Here is a 17,898-nt window from a genome sequence, read left to right as displayed (position 1 = left end):
TGAAGATACTATATAATAGAGCGATTGCAGTTAGATAATATAGTTGTCTTACTTTTAAATTATGTATAAATCATATTTATACGAGAAAAAAGAGAAAAATATTGTTTAAAAGAGTTTATCTTGATTGGAATGCTACAGCACCTCTTTTGGAGGTTGCGAGAAAATCTTTTATCAAAGCATTGGATTCTTCTCATGGCAATCCTTCATCTATTCATAGAGAAGGGCAACAAAATCGTTTCTATATTGAAGAATCTCGTCGTATCATATCTAATTTTTGTGGCGCAAAATCCGATAATGTTATTTTTACAAGCAGTGCAACAGAATCAGCAAATTTAGTATTAACTCCTAATTTTTATAGAGGATCTCAAAAATTATCTATCGATTCTCTTTATGTTTCAGCGATAGAACATCCTTGTGTTTATGAAGGAGGACGTTTTCCTTCTAATAAAATCCATAAGGTGCCAGTTTTATCAAAAGGAATTGTTGACATTCAAGGATTAGCTGACTGTTTAGATAAGAGGGATTCTAAATGTGGTATACCTATGATAGCTATTATGCTTGTTAATAATGAAACAGGTGTAATTCAACCAATTAATAAAATTGCAAAGATAGTAAAAAAACATCAAGGCATTTTAGTAGTTGATGCCGTGCAGGCAGCAGGGCGCATTCCTATTTCTATAGAAGAAATAAAAGCGGATTTCCTTATTATTTCATCGCATAAATTAGGTGCTCCTATAGGGGTAGGAGCACTTGTCTTCCGAGAAGATTTTTTATTACCATCTCCTATTTTGCTAGGAGGAAATCAAGAAAAAGGTTATCGTGCAGGGACAGAAAATTATGCTGCTATTAGTGGATTTGCTGCTGCAGCGCAACAAATGGGAGAAAATATACAAAAACGTTCATCACGAATCTCTGCCATACGAAATTATTTAGAACAAGAATTAAAAAAGATAATTCCTAATATTATAATTTATGGAGAAGAAGTAGATCGTGTTTCTAACACTTGTTGTTTTAGCATACCTTTTTTAAAGGCAGAAGTTTTGCAAATTGCTCTTGACCTTGAAGGAATTGCTGTTTCTGCTGGATCCGCATGTTCTTCTGGTAAAATAAAAAGAAATTATGTAATAGATGCCATGGGATATGATACGTCTCAAGGTGCTTTGCGTATCTCTTCTGGTGATACCACTACACAAGAAGATATTGATATATTTCTAAAATCATTAAAAAAAGTAATTAGATATTCTAAGGTAATTTAAAAAAGATTTTTATTTCCTACTAATATTGCCTAGTTAAACACATTTAATAACATTCCTTATTTTTTTAGAGCAAAAATTATTAATAATAACTTCTAGTATTTTTAGATCAATCCTGTGTTTCTTGAATATTACTCTTAATATCATAAATAATCTCTTGACCTTTATGACTAAAACATACTTCATTAAGAAATTAAGTTTCCTTTTTTTTGTTTTTTGAAGCAAGAGATGTATTTGTCGGGTAATTTTGTCAACAAATTTAAATTTATGTATAAGGATCTTTATTATGAATGTAAATTTTTGGAATTTATTTTATGAAGGAATTCTAAGACAACATGCTTGGATTTTTTAATAGAAATAAATGTTAGATAAGAATAAACATTTAATCATTTATATTTTTTTATTCTAATTATGTTTTTCATGATAATATATTTCATATAGTTATTTTATATGGGACAAAACCTGTAATCTTAAATATTTTTTATAAAAAAATCTAAATCTTTAATACGTATTTATTTTATGTAGACATTTTATTTTTTTTTATTATGCTACGCATTATATTTTATTATAAGGGATATTTTTTAAGATTTATTATTTAGCGTTTTTGCATGCAGTGAATTTATAGATTTTATTTTTATAGTAGTATTTAAAGAAAGAGGGTAGTGCATGTCTAAATCTCCTATGAGTCAATTTGTTGTGCATAAGATTATTCCTATTCAGATGGGTGGTTTTGATTTTTCTTTTACCAATTCTTCTCTTTCCATGGTAATTTGCTCATTGATTGTTTTTGCCATATCTTTCATTGCAGTGTGCAATTGTAAAGTAGTTCCTATGCGCTTGCAGTCTATATTTGAGATTATGTATCAGTTTGTTATGTCTACATTATGTGATTCTGCTGGCCCTAAATCTAAGAGTTTTTTTTCTTTTGTTTTTTCAATTTTTGTTTTTTTAGCAACTGCTAATGTATTGGCCATGTTTCCTTATCTTTTTTCATTTACAAGTCAAATTGCTATAACTGCAAGTTTTTCACTTCTGATTATTTTAATTGTTATGGTCTCTGGTTTTTATAAGAATGGATTGGGATTTTTAAAATTATTTGTTCCTGCTGATATTCCAACAGTTATGAAACCGTTAGTTTGCTTTGTAGAGATTACTTCTTTTATATCTCGTCCCATCAGTTTATCTTTACGTTTGTTTGCAAACATGTTAGCAGGACATATAATGTTGAAAGTATTTGCTGGATTTTCTACTTTTATGGTGTCTAATGGTAGTATAATGGGTATGACATTTTCTTTTTTACCATTATTCGTTAATGTCGTTATCACGGGTCTTGAATTTTTCGTTGCATTTATGCAGGCATACATTTTTATGATGTTAACTTGTTTATATATCAGTGATGTATATAAATGCGATCAACACTAAAACTAATAAATAAAATTTTAAAAAATTAATATTAATAAATATGAGGAGATTGTAAAATGGGAACAGAATCGGCTTTCGCTGCAATAGGTTATTATTCTCTAGCAGCAAAATTTGTTGCAATCGGTATGGCTTGTTTAGGTATGGGGCTTGTTGCTATTGCAATTGGTAATATTTTTTCTAGCTATTTATCTGGAGCTTTGCGCAATCCATCTGCTGCTGCTGATCAGCAGGCTAGAGTATTGGTTTTTGCTGCAGTTGTTGAATCGTTGGGAATATTTTTGCTATTAATAGTGATACTTCTTCTTTTCGTAATTTGAGTAAAAGTATTTTTGATCAAATATGGATAAAAAGAAGTAAAGGGATACATGAAGTATTGTAAAATTATTGAGTGGAATTTACTAATTTCACAAGATAAGTTCTATTTTATTTTCGATATAAATTAAGGCAAATATGACTTCCTCTACTGATTTTTCAAGTAAATTTCCTCCTTTTCATACTGGTACTTTTTTATCGCAATTTTTCTGGCTTTTCATTATTTTTGGCTTTTTTTATTGGATAATGCATAGATTTATCTTGCCTCGTCTATACTTTATTATGGAAACGCGTCGTAACCAAATATTGTCTGATCAAGATAAAATGAATGCTGCTAAAAAAGAAATTAATGATGTAGCACATTCCTATGAGCAGTTATTAATGACTGCTCATAAAGAAGCCAAAGAAATTATAAATAAGGCAGTAGTAAATGCTGAAAATAATCTAGATTATCAGAAAAAATTATTTGACAAAGATTTATCAGATAAATTGTTGCGTGCACAAAATAAAATAGATGAAATTAAGGAAAAATCATCAAAAGAGATACATTTTATTGTAGAGGAGATTACCAAGGATTTAGCGAAAAAAATTGGATTTTCTGTGTCTGATTCAGAAGTGCAATCTACGATAAAAAAAGTACTAAATCGTGAAGGGAATTGTACAGATGTATTTTGATGAAACTTTTTTAGTTTTTACCTCTCTCCTTATTTTCCTTGTAATATTATTATACTTGAGAGTACCTTCAATTGTATTATCTTTTCTTGATGCTCATGCAGATAAGATACGCGATGAAATACTTGGAGCAAGAAGTTTACGTGAAGAATCAGAAAATATTTTAGTACAATATAGAGAAAAGTTTAGAGCAGCTGAAAAAGAAGTAAGTGACATTATTCTATCAGCTCAAAATAAGGCAGAGACTATTGAAGAGGATAATAATCGCTATATAGAGAAAGTACTATCATTAAGTCTTATAAATTTCGAAAAAAAGATTAAACGAATGGAATTAGAAGCTAAGATTTCATACTATACAAAAGTAACAGATCTTTCTATAGAAGTTATTAGAGAAATTATTTCTAAAAATGTAAATGTAAACAATAGCATAAATGATAGAATTTTCGATGATTTAATAATTAACATTAAATCACGTTCATAAATAAAAAAACCTCAATTATCCACTAATACCAACATAATTATTAATGTCTTTTTAGAACATTCCTTAATATATTAGATAAAAATACTTTTATCAAAATTAGTAGCATATTTATAAAATCAATAAGTACTAACGACATGTTCAGAACTAGCAAGCTTATCAGGAAGAACTATAATGAGTACTAGGAATATCAGGATAATGAAAATGTCCTCTACGATTATATTTACTTGATAAACTACCAAAAAAACTATCCGAAAAAGATGGATGATTATAATTATAAATACACTTCTTTAAATATCTCAATTAACGAAGAAAATAATCTAAGAAATTATCTGTTTCTAGTATGTCCCTTAAACAAGTAGACAAATCTTCATTTAAAATTTTGATAATAATATTTCGAAGCAGAAATACGACCGAAGTATTATTCTTATAATAAAACCAACTACTATCCTTATAAAATACAATATAAAAGATTGCGAGGTTTAGAAAACGAGTCTGTAGCTCTTAGCTTAGCGTCACTACGATCACGACAGCCTATACCGTATCTTTTATTCTATAATATTTATAATTACTTTTATAATTAGGACTATAAGGTCTATAATTTAACTTATAATAAAGAGAAGCTTTACATACATAGTAAAACTCCTATATTTAATGAGATTTTTCTTGATCATATTTTGTTTCGATAATATCATCTTTGGATGATATATAAGAGGATATAATCTATAATCCAAAGAATTATATTATTCTAAAGGAAAATCATAAAATCTCAAAATCTCAATTTATGAAAAACACATTAGTATGAGCTTAAATGGTCAACTACATAAACAATCTAAGCAATAGTGTAGCAAAATCTATAGTAATAGTAAAAACTACAAAGAAATAAAAACCTCCTAAATAATAATAGTAAATTGTCGCATAATAAGTGTTATGGAACTTTATATCCTAGGACGGAAATGAGGTTGTAAACAATTAGAAAGTCTCATAAAAAACTCCTAAAAGTTAGATTTAATATATTTTTTCTTAGGATTTACGTTAATAATATTAGTCCCAGCAGGAAATTTAATAACAAATCATGCTATTTAAATGACTTGATTATCAAAATACGACTAAAATATTTTTCTTATAATAAAAAACAAAGAACAATTATTATAAAATCTAGTATATCAAAATGACGTAATTGTTATTTTAGTACCTACGATTATAGAATGTTTTCCCTATAGAATCTTCGTCGTAAATTAGTATTTTTATATTCAATATTTGTTTTTATTTATGTGTTTTAATTATATTGTTGATAAATAATCAAATTAAATTGACAAATATGGAATATTTTTGTTCATATAAGTGAGCTTATTAAAAGACGCCGTATTCTTCTGAGGATAAATTAATGATCGGTAGCATCCAAAACAACGTCACTCAAGATCAATTACGCAATTTAGTTGAACGTCTTGAGCACCTTGAAGAAGAGAAGAAAAATATTTCTGAGAATATTAAAGATATATACAATGAAGCAAAATCAACTGGTTTTGACGTAAAGGCAATTAGAAAAATTTTATCTTTACGCAAAAAAGATGAAAAAGAATGGATGGAAGAAGAACAGGTTCTTGACGTTTATTTACGTGCTCTCGGTATGCTGAAAGATGATTAATATTGAAAAATATCGTTGTTAATGTAGTAGTATCTAATTTAATATTATATGAAATATAAAATATTTGATCTCTTCCCTACTCTTTATCGAGTTTTTTTAATAAATAAATTATTTCAATAATATTAAAGTATTTCTTTGTTATTTATTAATTTCGCTAAAGCAAACAACGTGGTTACGACCTGATTTTTTAGCGAAGTATAAAGATTGATTAGATTGGTAAACTACATATAAATCAGATGAAATCTTAATTTCATAATTTTCTACAACTTATGTAATGATATATAAAAATCAATACTGAATTATTACAACAACTTAATTATATAAATCCATATATCCTTGTTGTAATTTCCAATGAAATAAATTAGAAGGAAATAGTATTTTAGTTATTTTATTTTTATTAATCATTTTATAAAGGTGTTATATGAATTTTTATAAATATAGTATATTATTCGCGATGTCTTTAATTCTACCAAGCTATTCATTAGCAGGAGATGTATATGTATCTAAGAAAAAAAATCTTGTAAACGAAAGTAGCATAACAGGACATTATAATAATAGTGTAGAGTATAGAGACGATGAATATGGGATCTGGTCTGGTTATTATACAGGATTTAAATTAGCTAGTTATGTTGGTGATCAACAAAAAAATGAAAAAATTAGATTAGGTGTTGAATTAGGATATAATAATCAAATAGAAAATTTCGTTTTAGGTTTGGGGATTAGTACATATATTGAAAAGAAACTTCATGATATTTCTCAAGGTAATTTTGGATTAAGAGAATTATATCTAGATTCTTTATTAAAGGCGGGATATTCCATAGATTCTTTCCTGTTCTATTTAATGGGAGGATTTGATCTATATTTAAGAAAAAAACCGAATGTAGATAATTTACTTTATGTTGCAGGTATTGGTGTAGACTATATGCTATCTGATAGTAATTTATCTATATCTGCTAATTATCGTCATAATAATAACAATCAAAATATTATATCTCTTGGTATGAATATGCAATTTTAGTAGTTATATTAATAAATTGAAAAAGTCGCTTCTTCATAAGTATTAAATAAAGAACAATACTTTGTAAAAGCGATTTTTTTATTAATAATTTTTACGTTATTATAACAAAAAGAATTAAATAGATAAATTATTTTAGTGGACGAAACGTCATTCTATGAATGCAACTAGGTCCTTTTTCTATTATGGCACGTCGATGTTTTTCTGTTGGATATCCTACATGGGTATTAAATCCATAACCAGGATATCTTGCATTAGCCGTCTTCATAAAACGATCGCGTATGACCTTAGCTATAATAGAAGCTGCTGCAATAGATAAAGAAACAGAATCTCCCTTGATAATTGAGAAAGATTTACATGGTAAATCTTCAGGAGTACTGCGTCCATCTATAAGGACAGATCTTGGAATCACCTGTAAATTTTTTACAACAAGGCACATTGTATCAAGAGTCGCTTTATGAATGTTATGCTTGTCAATATACCTACTGCTAGCAAAAGCTATAGAAATAATAGAACTATTCATAATTTTCCCGTACAATTCCTCTCTTCTTTTATGTGATATTTTTTTTGAATCATTAATACCTACAGGAATATTGTTCGGATTAAGAATAACAGCTGCTACTACAACAGGTCCTGCAATAGCACCACGTCCTACCTCATCTACTCCTGCTACCGGAAACATATTTTGCTTTTGCATTATTAGCTCAAGTTCAAAATGTGGATTTTCAGGTATTATAATATCGGAGAACATCTTTTAACTTTTATTTGAAGATAACACAAATTAATGTATTTTTATAAATTAATCTATCATAAAAAATAATTTTAATATTATTTTAGTTCATACGAATACATATAATATTACGGAAAAGGTATTTGCCAATTAATAGTCGTTCGTCCATTATTTTTCAAATATTTATTAGCTTTAGAAAAATGTCTACAACCAAAAAAACCATTATTAGCTGATAATGGAGAAGGATGTGCAGCTGTAAGAACAAGGTGTTTATTATGATCTAAAAGATCTTGTTTTTTCTTAGAAGAAGAACCCCATAACATAAATACGATATTCTTATGATTATCATTAATCAATTCAATGACGTGATCTGTGAATTGTTCCCAACCTTTTCCTCTGTGAGAAGCAGCACGACCTTCTTCAACAGTCAATACAGTATTTAATAATAAAACCCCCTCATATCCCCAATGTTCTAGAAAACCGTGTACAGGAGGAATGAAGTCAATATCTTCTTGTAATTCTTTATAAATATTTCTCAAAGATGGGGGAATTTGAATACCAATAGGAACACTAAAACACAAACCATGAGCTTGACCATAACCATGATAAGGATCTTGTCCTATAATTACAACTTTTACCTTGTTAAAGGGAGTAATATCAAAAGCACGAAAATAATGAGATCCTAGTGGGAAAATTCTTTTTCCTTTTATTTTTTCAGAAACAAGAAATTTTTTCAGATTGCACATATAATCACTTTTAAAATGATTTTCTAGCAAAATTTTCCAACTTGAATGGATTTTTATTTCTTTCACTTTTTTTCCTTATATGCTTTTAATCAATTGGCTATGGCCAAGAAACTAAAGGTGGCATAGATGCCAAAATACTTTCCGGATTACCTCCTGTTTGAAATCCAAAATTAGTTCCTTTGTCATAAAGAAGATTAAACTCTACATATCTTCCACGACGGATCAGTAGTTCTTGACGATCTTGTTCGGTAAATGAATGACGATAATTTCTGCGAACTAATAATGGATAAAGTTTGATAAAACAATCACCGACAGCAGAGATAAAAGAAAAATCTGCATCAATTCCTCCTATTTGGGAGGAAGAATGAAGATGGTCAAAAAATATTCCTCCAACACCGCGAGGCTCTCGTCGATGTGGTAAATAAAAATATCGATCACACCACTCTTTATATTTATTATAATCAGCAATTTTATGTTGAGAACACATTTTTTTTAACATATCGTGGAATAGTAATACATCTGGATCATTTAAGTTGCGACGAGATTCTAAAAATGGTGTAATATCAATTCCTCCACCAAACCAATAAGAACCAGTCATAATCATACGTATATTAAAATGAACTGTGGGAACGTGAGGATTATATGGATGAACAATAACAGAAATACCTGTTGCCCAAAAATATGGGCTATGTAATGTCCCAGGTATTGTATTTCTAAAATTTTTAGATAAATTTCCGTAAACTGTTGATGTAAGAACAGATGCTTTTTCAAATACTTTTCCACCACATAAAGTAGCTATACACCCTCCTCCAAGATCTTCTTTTTTATTATTATCTCGTAACCAATTTTTTACTTTAAAAAGCTCTGAAGAAGAAATTTGCTCCTGGTTTTCTCTTACTTCATTTTCTAATGTTTTAAATTCATCACAAATAATTCCTTGAAGATTTTCTAATTTTCTTTTGAATTTTTTTTTTCGTTCTTCAATATCTTCTGGAAAACCTAATTCTATTTCACAAATATTCATCCATTAATTCACTTTACATTTTTGGGACTATAACTTTAAAAAATATTCTCAATTAACTTATAACTTTTGTTGAAAAAGTTCTTATGTCAAGATATTTTACAATATTATTGATTGATGATGTTTTTTAATTATGGTAGATGCATAGATGTTTGTTTATAATATCAAACGTCATGAAATCATAAATATTTTTTTCTGAGATAATTGATCTTTTCTTGATTCTGATTCGTTAGTTATATATATCGCATGGTGTAATAAAAAGCCCTTGTAGCTCATCTGGTAGAGCGCCTGATTTGTAATCAGGAGGTAGCGGGTTCGAGTCCTGTCGGGGGCACCATCAAAGTTATAAATTATTGATTTAACGTTATTTTTAAAAAATTAGGTCTTACCTATTAAAGTGTGGGACTAACCCCTATTTTTAAAACTAATTAAATTCTCTTCATTTCTTGACTCAAACAGGTAAAGACTGCATACGAATGCAACTATTTATTGTAGCTTATGCATGAAGAAAATACATTGTTTAGCATGGATAGATTCAAAAAAGGATTGAAAGGAGAAGAAAATCTAGCTTATATTTTTTGGTTATGTTTTGGTTTTCCTCTTATATGGAGCGCTGTTATCATCTTAGTTGATATGGAGCTTTGTAAATTATTTTTTCCTCCCTATCTAGATCCCATATGGATAATCTTAGTACTATTAGTACTATCAGGCACGTGGTTGTTATATATTCCATATATACGAGGCGTATGCTTATATGTATCATATAAAAACTACCATAAAACTATATGGGCTAAAATGGACTTTATTATTATTTGGTTTCTGCATGTATAGGTACTGGAATAATAGTATATCGTCTAATTAATAAAGAGGAATAACCCTACTTCAATCTCTTTCTCATTATAATAGTAAGTTTATTATATAAGAGAAGTAAAATACCAAAAAACAGCTTATAAAACCGCTTAGATAATATCTGATTCAATAAAAAAGTTAAGATGATAATTAGAAGTACTTTATTATAAGAATTTATATTTTCCCGTAATAATTGTATAACCTGAAGATAAAGTATTGATTTTGTCCTATCGGGGATAATAAATTTAAAGTCATAAATAATTCGTTTTATGCTTGTTATTATTAAAATAATTATTAACTTTTGAAAAGTAGGACTTATATTGTTATTTTTTGTATAATCTTACATGTATATTTTTTTTAAAAATATTTAATTAAATTAAGAAATAGTTCGTTAGTCATAAAATAATACGTCCGGAGTACATAAAGGTATGATGATGAATCGTTTATTTGCTTGCTTATTTTGTTTTTTTGGGGATTTACAGGTTATTCTGTTGCAGAGGATTATTCGTCGAAAAAAAATATTTTAGGAAATATGTTTCCTCTTCCTATAGTAAAGAAAAATAGAGAAAGCAAAGTTCCTATGATAATATCTCTGAACACATCATCATTAGATTTTTTATCTTTTGGATTAGGTGTAAGAAGATCGATGTCTATGTATAGTAGTCACTTTTCTAATGTAAAAAAAATTGAAAAATCTGCCGAATATGGTGCAGATTTACTGTTTATAATTTCACCTCTAATAAGATTTGGAATTTCTTCAAGTTTTTATATTCCTATATACGAAGAAAAATACTTATCTATTGAACCTATACTAATGCATTTAGATGTAGGTATTAATTCTTTGAAAGGTGTTCCTTATACGATTTTAGGTTTCGGATCATGGTTTAAAATAAAAAATTATCCAATATTAACACAAACTATCATAGGTGTATCTACATATGAAGTATCTACATATCCTATGTTAAAATTTGGTTTATCATATCAATTATAAAATTAAATGGAATGATACAGAACATCGATTTTAATAGTAAACTTAAATAAAATCATAATAATTATGAAAATAAAAAAGATTATGATGTGATCATATTATAGTTTATATAGTTTTTATCATAAACTTAAATGATATTAAAAGTTATAATATTAATCTTATTAGAGATTAATTGGGATTATTTTGATATAAAAAAGTTATTATGGGAGATTTTCATAATCTCATAGCCAAAAACGAACTTCTCCAACATCTATATGAAGAAATTTTGGATAATAACCTACCCCCCCTTTTTTTTAAGACGTACGGCTACCTTATATAAATTTTTTATAGAAACTTCTGGAATATAAAAATCAACTGCTTTTCCCAAAACATGTTGACTTCTCATTGCTACTTTATTATTACGCTTTTTCAACATTCTATTAGTTTCTTCAGTACGAAATCCAGATAATATATAAATATACTTTGATCCACTAAATTGCTGTTGTATTTCCCATAAAAAATCGAATAATCTTGGATCCATATTAGTAGATTTTTTAGAATGACGATCATACAACAATAGATTTAATTTTGATAATCCTTCTTCGTTATATTGGTTACCATGCTTAAATGTAACAACTTCTTTATGTCCCGTATACACTACATAAAGCCTTAAGGTTCTTACTTCTTCTTTATCCATAAGTAAATTATCTTTATGATATAAACCTTTATTTATAATATGATAAAGAATCATTTGGGATAAATAAGGCTGTACAAGATAATATCAATAAAAATTTTAATTTAATAAATATATTATTGTTTTTATCTAAATACTTATTTACAAAGAATGTTTTAAATGTTTTTATATCTCTTAAAGACATAATCTGTTCAAATAAAATTTAACATCAAAAAAAATTACATGATCTTTTATATTTTTTTATGAAATTTTCTACTTTTTATATAATTTAAAGTTAATAAAATAATTCGTAAATTAAGATAATAATTTTTTTATTATTAAATGTTTTTAATAAATCAATATCTACAATAAATCATCTACAGATGTTATTCTGATCCAATCATCTTTAAATTGATTAGATAGCCATGTTCTTTGTCTTTTAGCATATTGATTGGTCGCAATTACACCATTTTGTAATGTTCTGTCATAATTAATTTCACCATTTAATAAAGCAATAATATCACGTACTCCTATTGCTTTCATTATTGGTAAATCAAATGATAAATTCATTTTTAATAGATTACGTACTTCATCTATAGCACCTGAATCCAACATTTTTTTAAAACGTAGAATAATTCTATTTTTTAACTCATTTATCTCTGGCATAATTATGATCTTTTGTGCCTTTTCAAGGTTAATAACAGGATTTGAATGTTTTTTCCAAAATTCTGTAATAGATCTTCCTGAAGATACTTTAACTTCAAGAGCACGAGCAATCCTTTGAGCATCAGAAGGATGAATTTGTTTAGCGGCAATAGAATCAAGATCACGTAATTCATTATATAAAACATGGGAACCATGTTTTTTTAGTTTTTCACGTATATTTTCCCTTATTTTAGTAGATATGTCTGGAATAACAGATATCTGACCCATTAATGCTCGGAAATATAGACCTGTTCCTCCTATTATAATTGGTAAAAAACCATTTTTCTTTACTTCTTCAATTGTTTTGATAGCACTGCTCAACCATTTACCAGTAGAATAAACTTCTTGAGCAGGAACATGACCATAAAGATAGTGAGGAATCGATTTCATTTCTTGATCAGATGGTCTAGAAGTAAGAATGTGAAGTGTATCATAAACTTGCATGCTATCAGCATTAATAATAGCACCATTTAATTTGCGTGCTAAATTTAAAGCAAAGAGCGATTTACCACTAGCTGTTTGACCAGCTATAAAAATAACGTTAGTATTCGTAGAAAGGAACATTACCATGGCTCTTATTGCTACACTTATCACTCATCGTTCTAATCCTATACTTAATAATTCCCTTGTGAAACAGATAATGCAAGTAGTAAATTCTTCTGTATTTTACTGGCTTTCACATTCTATTGCATGCGATATTATACTTCAATCAGAAGAATATACCGATTATTACAAAAAAAAAATACTTTCTATTATTGCAAATAAACCTATTGATATTGTTATACATCATCATGAAAATAGAAGGAAAAGACTTCTTGTCGCTGATATGGATTCTACTATGATAGAACAAGAATGCATTGATGAACTTGCAGATACCATGGAAATAAAAGAAAAAATATCTCATATTACTTATAGTGCAATGAATGGGAATATTTCTTTTGAAGATTCACTTCGTGAAAGTGTATCCCTCCTCAAAGGAATTTCTACAAAAATTATTGATCATATAATTGAAAATAAGATTACTTATAGTACTGGAGGATACGAATTAGTAAATACTATGAAAAAAAATGGAAGTTTTACCATACTTGTTACAGGTGGATCTAAAATATTTGCTAGTATTATTGCAAAACATCTTGGCTTTGATAAGTACTATGCCAATCGATTCATAGTAAAGGATAACATATTGACAGGAGAAATTGCTGAACCAATCATTGATTCCATGACAAAATATAAGATCCTATTAGAAAATATACAAAAACTTAAAATTAATGTTGAAGATACAATTGTAGTAGGAGACGGTATTAATGATCTTGATATTATTGAAAAAGCGGGATATGGAGTTGCTTTCCATGCTAAACCATCTCTGGCAAAAAAAGTAAATATACGTATTGATCATAGTGATCTTGAATCAATATTGTATATTCAAGGATATAAAAAAGAAGAAATAGTGAATTATAATAAATAAAAATTGAATTTTAAAATAAAATAAGGATATTTTTTTATATTTATTATACTATGTGAGATACTGTAATGTTACTATAATATATATTTCTTATTAAAATAGTTTTTATCTTATTTCTGATAACTTGTATTTCTTCCTTGAAAACTATTAAAATATTTTAAAAAATCAGAATCTGGAGAAAGAATAAAAAAGGTATCTGGAGAAGCCAATGAACCAGTGTATGCTTTCATAGAACGATAAAATTCAAAAAAATCAGGATCTTTTTGAAAAACTTCAGAAAGAATACGCCCTCTTTCTGCCTCACCTTTACCATAATTTATTTCAGAATCACGTCTTGCTTCAGATAAAATATAAACGGCTTTACGATCAGCTACAGAAATACGTTTTTGTCCTTCTTCTCGTCCTCTAGCACGTATAAATTCAGCTTCTGCTAATCTCTCTGCTTTCATTCTATCATAAGTCTGTTGAGATACTTCTTGTGTTAAATCAGTACGTAATACACGTACATCTTCTATATTAATACCTAATTTTTCAGCATCGTGACGTAAATCATCACGTACCTCTAACATCATCTTTGAACGTTGTTTAGATAGAGCATCATCAAAGCGACGTAATCCATAAACACGACGAATAGATGCATCAAGACGAGTATGCAATCTCGATTCCGCAGCAACACGATCACATGAAACAGATTCACAAAATAAAGCAGGGTTAACTATTCTACTAGTCATCATGGCATCGACTTCATAGAATTTTCCATCGGATACTTGTACTCTAATATTATAAAGATTTAAACGCATCATTTGTTTTTGAATATATCTAACCCTATCAATATTCATAAAAGAAAACGGCATCTTAAAATAAAGTCCTGGATCCTTATAAACAGCATGGATCTTTCCAAATCTAGTAACAACGGCTTGTTGCCGAGCATCAACTATAAAAAAAGAAGACGCTAAAATTCCCGATATAATAGATAAAAAAATGAAAAAACCATAAAAATACCTATTACTCATTATTTGTACCACCTAAATTATCTTTTTTTTTAATATTAAAAAAATTTTCATTGATAGGTAAATAAGGAACAACAGCCTGTTTTCTATCAATAATTATTTTTTTCCCTTTCTTTAAAATATCTTCCATAGTTTCTAAATATATCCTTTTGCGAAGCAATGCAGGAGCATTTATATACTGTTCATAAATAGACAAGAAACGATCTGCTTCTCCCTTAGCTTCTTGAACAATGCGATCTCTATAGGCAATAGAAGACTCACGAATACGAGAAGCTTCACCTCTAGCTGATCCTAATACTCGATTAGAGTATTTATTAGATTCTTCAACAAAACGATCCTCATCTTGTTCCGCACGTTGTACCTCATCAAAAGCATCTGCTACTTCACGAGGAGGAGAAACATCTTCAATTGAAATTGTATTGATTAATATTCCAGATTTATAATAATCCATAGTATTTTGAATAAGTTCTCTTACTTCTAAAGATATCTGATGCCTATGAGATCGAAAAATATCTACTGCAAACCTTCTTCCTACTACTTCACGTATAGCACTTTCAGAGACCTGTTTCAAAATTTCTTCGGGATTCTCTAAACTTAATAGATATAAACGAGGATCATTTACCATATATAAAATAGAAAATTGTAAACTTACAATATTTTGATCTCCAGTAAGAATTAAGCCACTACTATAATTAGAGCTAGAAGGTTTACCTATCTTTTTTTGACGTTCTATAACTTTAACAATTTCGACTTGATCAATTGGCCAAAACATTACGTGTAAACCAGGAAAAAGAATCTCATCCTTTGGTTTACCAAATCGCAGTTCTACTGCTCTTTCATCGGGATGAACAATGTATACTGATTGAAAAGCACATAGCAAAATAATTAATAACAATATTAGATAAACAAGACCATAGGTTTTAAAATAAGGGATAAGATCTAATTTTTTCTTCAAATAACGAATAATTGAATCCAAATCGAAAGGAGGAAAACCATCATTATTATTGGAACTATTTAAATTTTTGGAACGCCATGGTCCATCATTATTTTCTTTATTGTACGACATCAAAATCTCTTAATAAAATAGTATCCATAATACGAATCTGCTGTATAAACAGATGATTTAATAATGTCAACTGCAATTTATTTATGAAAATATCATAAAAATTTTTCTGAAAAGACACGATTGTATATTATAAATCTAGTTAGATAATCATCTCCTTTTCCTGGATACACAATGATTTCTTTTCCTTTTCTTTGCCAAATACTAGGATCAATATAAGGGAAAAAAACATCACCTTCTATATCTTTATCTATATGTGTAATGTATAAAGAGTGTGCCAAACTAATCGTCTGTGCATAAATTCCCCCTCCTCCTATGACAAATAATTTTTTACTGTCTACTTTATTAGTAGCAGCAATATCAAACGCATGAGGTATAGAAGATGCTGTTATTATCCCTGGAATCAAACTAACATTATGTTTATTATTACGAGTAACGACAATATTAGTCCTGCCTGGTAAAGCTTTACCAATTGATTGGAAAGTATTATAACCCATTATAATATTGCTTCCCATAGTCAAATTTTTAAAACGTTTTAAATCAGAAGAAAGATGCCATGGCATTCTACCATTACTGCCAATAACATTATTACGCGTAATTGCAGAAATTAAAATTATTTCTTGCATATTATTCATACAGATACCTTGGCGGGAATAGCAGGATGTGGTTTATAATATTTAAGAGTGAAATCTTCATAACTAAAAGATAATAAATCAACAACATTGGGATTAATAATAACTTTAGGCAAACTATTAGGAGATCTAGAAAGCTGTAAGTAAGCTTGTTCAAAATGATTGTTGTATAGATGTACATCACCTAAAGTGTGAATAAATTCTCCATATTGAAATCCTATTACACTTGCTAACATCATCGTCAATAGAGAATAAGATGCAATATTAAACGGTATACCAAGGAATACATCTCCTGAACGCTGATATAATTGACATGATAATTTTCCATTATCAACATAAAATTGAAAGAGACAGTGGCAAGGTGGCAATGCCATTTTATCTATCAAAGCAACGTTCCAAGATGATACTATATGACGTCGAGAATATGGATCATTACGCAAGCTACTAATAACTGAAGAAATTTGATCAATTGTATTATTACCATCGTAATCGGGCCAGGAACGCCATTGCACTCCATATACAGGACCAAGATCACCATTATCATCAGCCCATTCATCCCATATACTTACACCATGTTTGCGAAGATAAGATATATTACTACTTCCTTTTAAAAACCAAAGAAGCTCATGAACAATAGATTTCCAATGAACTTTCTTTGTTGTTAATAAAGGGAATCCTTTAGATAAATCAAAACGCATTTGATAACCAAAAGTACTACGTGTTCCAACACCTGTACGATCTCTACGATCCGAACCAGATGTAATAACATGATGAAGAAGATTTAAATATTGGCGCATTTTTCCAATCCATTTTTCTATATAAAAATATTATTTATTTCTCTTTATTAAGCTCTTCCAATATCAACAAAAAACATGTATAATAACAACGCTGTATTTTTGATATAGATATGACGATAAATAGTCAACGCAATAAACTTGTTGGACCCGGGGGCGGTACCCGGCGCCTCCACCATTTTTCTCAATAGTGTTCTTGATATTGTTACGTCATAATTACGTTTAAGGGGGCGAAATAGGATAGACAAGAGCGTAAAGGTTGAATGTTCGTTCGGCATTGTACCACCGTCATCGGACTAAAAATGTAGTTGCAAATGACAACAAAGTAAGAATAAATTCCGCTGCCGCTTAGTCAGTGTGATTTTTTCGTTTTAACTCCTGATGGGATTACTGTCAGGCGGGGTTTTGGAGGCACCTGGCAACAGAAGCCTCCTTGAGGAAAGTAG

Annotated in this window: 18 protein-coding genes, 1 tRNA gene and 1 other RNA gene; 11 read left to right on the top strand and 9 right to left on the bottom strand. The window is 28.7% G+C overall.

Annotated features, from left to right (window positions below; translation table 11 throughout):
* Positions 1-101 precede the first annotated feature (101 nt).
* The 7 genes from GY664_RS01290 to GY664_RS01260 all read left to right on the top strand — a co-directional run bounded on the left by GY664_RS01290 (position 102) and on the right by GY664_RS01260 (position 6,803).
* Positions 102-1,256 carry a cysteine desulfurase family protein gene (locus GY664_RS01290; RefSeq protein ID WP_333947655.1) on the top strand — a complete coding sequence of 385 codons (1,155 nt, stop codon included), beginning with the start codon at positions 102-104 and terminating at the stop codon, positions 1,254-1,256.
* A gap of 663 nt (positions 1,257-1,919) precedes the next feature.
* On the top strand, positions 1,920-2,675 hold the full coding sequence (locus tag GY664_RS01285; protein WP_333947654.1) for a F0F1 ATP synthase subunit A: 756 nt from the start codon (positions 1,920-1,922) through the stop codon (positions 2,673-2,675).
* Positions 2,676-2,731: 56 nt separating this feature from the next.
* Positions 2,732-2,992, top strand: a complete 261-nt coding sequence (locus tag GY664_RS01280) for a F0F1 ATP synthase subunit C (protein WP_333947653.1) — start codon at positions 2,732-2,734, stop codon at positions 2,990-2,992.
* A gap of 133 nt (positions 2,993-3,125) precedes the next feature.
* Entirely contained in the window at positions 3,126-3,662 is a 537-nt protein-coding gene (locus GY664_RS01275) for a F0F1 ATP synthase subunit B family protein (protein ID WP_333947652.1), read from the top strand.
* Complete coding sequence (locus GY664_RS01270) at positions 3,652-4,140, top strand: F0F1 ATP synthase subunit B family protein (protein ID WP_333947651.1); 489 nt, start codon at positions 3,652-3,654, stop codon at positions 4,138-4,140. Before GY664_RS01275 ends, GY664_RS01270 begins: the two co-directional genes overlap by 11 nt.
* A 1,384-nt stretch (positions 4,141-5,524) precedes the next feature.
* The gene (locus GY664_RS01265) at positions 5,525-5,785 is read left to right on the top strand and encodes a DUF2312 domain-containing protein (RefSeq protein WP_333947650.1); all 261 of its coding nucleotides are present in this window, start codon (positions 5,525-5,527) and stop codon (positions 5,783-5,785) included.
* Between the two features lie 421 nt (positions 5,786-6,206).
* On the top strand, positions 6,207-6,803 hold the full coding sequence (locus GY664_RS01260) for an outer membrane protein (RefSeq protein WP_333947649.1): 597 nt from the start codon (positions 6,207-6,209) through the stop codon (positions 6,801-6,803).
* Between the two features lie 127 nt (positions 6,804-6,930).
* On the opposite strand, the gene GY664_RS01255 is transcribed toward GY664_RS01260, so the two are convergent.
* From GY664_RS01255 to hemF, 3 genes are all read right to left on the bottom strand, one after another.
* The gene (locus tag GY664_RS01255; protein ID WP_333947648.1) at positions 6,931-7,551 is read right to left on the bottom strand and encodes a ribonuclease HII; all 621 of its coding nucleotides are present in this window, start codon (positions 7,549-7,551) and stop codon (positions 6,931-6,933) included.
* A gap of 107 nt (positions 7,552-7,658) precedes the next feature.
* A complete protein-coding gene (ung, locus tag GY664_RS01250) occupies positions 7,659-8,342 on the bottom strand; it encodes a uracil-DNA glycosylase (protein WP_333947647.1) in 684 nt (227 codons plus the stop codon).
* 31 nt (positions 8,343-8,373) lie between these two features.
* Positions 8,374-9,300 (bottom strand): oxygen-dependent coproporphyrinogen oxidase, encoded by a 927-nt coding sequence (gene hemF, locus GY664_RS01245; protein ID WP_333947646.1) that lies wholly within the window; start codon positions 9,298-9,300, stop codon positions 8,374-8,376.
* Between the two features lie 258 nt (positions 9,301-9,558).
* Between hemF and GY664_RS01240 the strand changes: the two genes are divergently transcribed.
* Positions 9,559-9,634 (top strand) — tRNA-Thr (locus GY664_RS01240).
* Positions 9,635-10,606: 972 nt separating this feature from the next.
* Positions 10,607-11,137 carry a hypothetical protein gene (locus tag GY664_RS01235; RefSeq protein WP_333947645.1) on the top strand — a complete coding sequence of 177 codons (531 nt, stop codon included), beginning with the start codon at positions 10,607-10,609 and terminating at the stop codon, positions 11,135-11,137.
* 274 nt (positions 11,138-11,411) lie between these two features.
* Here the strand turns inward: GY664_RS01235 and GY664_RS01230 are convergent, their stop codons facing one another.
* Positions 11,412-11,810, bottom strand: a complete 399-nt coding sequence (locus GY664_RS01230) for a DUF882 domain-containing protein (protein ID WP_333947644.1) — start codon at positions 11,808-11,810, stop codon at positions 11,412-11,414.
* Between the two features lie 339 nt (positions 11,811-12,149).
* Positions 12,150-13,061, bottom strand: coding sequence for a tRNA (adenosine(37)-N6)-dimethylallyltransferase MiaA (gene miaA / locus GY664_RS01225; RefSeq protein WP_333947643.1), 912 nt, complete (start codon positions 13,059-13,061; stop codon positions 12,150-12,152).
* On the opposite strand from miaA, the gene serB reads away from it, so the two are divergent.
* A complete protein-coding gene (gene serB, locus GY664_RS01220; protein WP_333947642.1) occupies positions 13,060-13,956 on the top strand; it encodes a phosphoserine phosphatase SerB in 897 nt (298 codons plus the stop codon). The two genes, miaA and serB, sit on opposite strands and share 2 nt — an antisense overlap.
* A 107-nt stretch (positions 13,957-14,063) precedes the next feature.
* On the opposite strand, the gene hflC is transcribed toward serB, so the two are convergent.
* From hflC to GY664_RS01200, 4 genes are all read right to left on the bottom strand, one after another.
* A complete protein-coding gene (hflC, locus tag GY664_RS01215) occupies positions 14,064-14,966 on the bottom strand; it encodes a protease modulator HflC (protein WP_333947641.1) in 903 nt (300 codons plus the stop codon).
* Complete coding sequence (gene hflK, locus GY664_RS01210) at positions 14,959-16,029, bottom strand: FtsH protease activity modulator HflK (protein WP_333947640.1); 1,071 nt, start codon at positions 16,027-16,029, stop codon at positions 14,959-14,961. The genes hflC and hflK overlap by 8 nt, the downstream gene beginning before the upstream one ends.
* Before the next feature lie 92 nt (positions 16,030-16,121).
* Entirely contained in the window at positions 16,122-16,661 is a 540-nt protein-coding gene (locus GY664_RS01205; protein WP_333947639.1) for a dihydrofolate reductase, read from the bottom strand.
* Positions 16,658-17,455: a thymidylate synthase gene (locus GY664_RS01200; RefSeq protein WP_333947638.1), complete on the bottom strand. Its 798-nt coding sequence runs from the start codon at positions 17,453-17,455 to the stop codon at positions 16,658-16,660. The genes GY664_RS01205 and GY664_RS01200 overlap by 4 nt, the downstream gene beginning before the upstream one ends.
* A gap of 51 nt (positions 17,456-17,506) precedes the next feature.
* Between GY664_RS01200 and ssrA the strand changes: the two genes are divergently transcribed.
* Positions 17,507-17,888, top strand: a transfer-messenger RNA (tmRNA) gene (gene ssrA, locus GY664_RS01195).
* Positions 17,889-17,898: the final 10 nt, after the last annotated feature.

Source organism: Candidatus Liberibacter brunswickensis (genome assembly GCF_036858155.1).
Classification (GTDB): domain Bacteria; phylum Pseudomonadota; class Alphaproteobacteria; order Rhizobiales; family Rhizobiaceae; genus Liberibacter; species Liberibacter brunswickensis.
The sequence above is the reverse complement of the archived record's forward strand: the minus strand, read 5'-3'. Positions and strand labels throughout refer to the sequence as shown.

Excerpts from the sequence above, each read along its gene's own strand:
- serB (WP_333947642.1), top strand. The coding sequence starts at position 13,060 with ATGGCTCTTATTGCTACACTTATCACTCATCGTTCTAATCCTATACTT.
- GY664_RS01200 (WP_333947638.1), bottom strand. The coding sequence starts at position 17,455 with ATGCGCCAATATTTAAATCTTCTTCATCATGTTATTACATCTGGTTCG.
- GY664_RS01260 (WP_333947649.1), top strand. The coding sequence starts at position 6,207 with ATGAATTTTTATAAATATAGTATATTATTCGCGATGTCTTTAATTCTA.
- GY664_RS01230 (WP_333947644.1), bottom strand. The coding sequence starts at position 11,810 with ATGGATAAAGAAGAAGTAAGAACCTTAAGGCTTTATGTAGTGTATACG.
- hemF (WP_333947646.1), bottom strand. The coding sequence starts at position 9,300 with ATGAATATTTGTGAAATAGAATTAGGTTTTCCAGAAGATATTGAAGAA.
- GY664_RS01280 (WP_333947653.1), top strand. The coding sequence starts at position 2,732 with ATGGGAACAGAATCGGCTTTCGCTGCAATAGGTTATTATTCTCTAGCA.
- hflC (WP_333947641.1), bottom strand. The coding sequence starts at position 14,966 with ATGAGTAATAGGTATTTTTATGGTTTTTTCATTTTTTTATCTATTATA.
- GY664_RS01270 (WP_333947651.1), top strand. The coding sequence starts at position 3,652 with ATGTATTTTGATGAAACTTTTTTAGTTTTTACCTCTCTCCTTATTTTC.
- GY664_RS01205 (WP_333947639.1), bottom strand. The coding sequence starts at position 16,661 with ATGAATAATATGCAAGAAATAATTTTAATTTCTGCAATTACGCGTAAT.
- GY664_RS01275 (WP_333947652.1), top strand. The coding sequence starts at position 3,126 with ATGACTTCCTCTACTGATTTTTCAAGTAAATTTCCTCCTTTTCATACT.
- miaA (WP_333947643.1), bottom strand. The coding sequence starts at position 13,061 with ATGGTAATGTTCCTTTCTACGAATACTAACGTTATTTTTATAGCTGGT.
- GY664_RS01265 (WP_333947650.1), top strand. The coding sequence starts at position 5,525 with ATGATCGGTAGCATCCAAAACAACGTCACTCAAGATCAATTACGCAAT.
- GY664_RS01285 (WP_333947654.1), top strand. The coding sequence starts at position 1,920 with ATGTCTAAATCTCCTATGAGTCAATTTGTTGTGCATAAGATTATTCCT.
- hflK (WP_333947640.1), bottom strand. The coding sequence starts at position 16,029 with ATGTCGTACAATAAAGAAAATAATGATGGACCATGGCGTTCCAAAAAT.
- GY664_RS01255 (WP_333947648.1), bottom strand. The coding sequence starts at position 7,551 with ATGTTCTCCGATATTATAATACCTGAAAATCCACATTTTGAACTTGAG.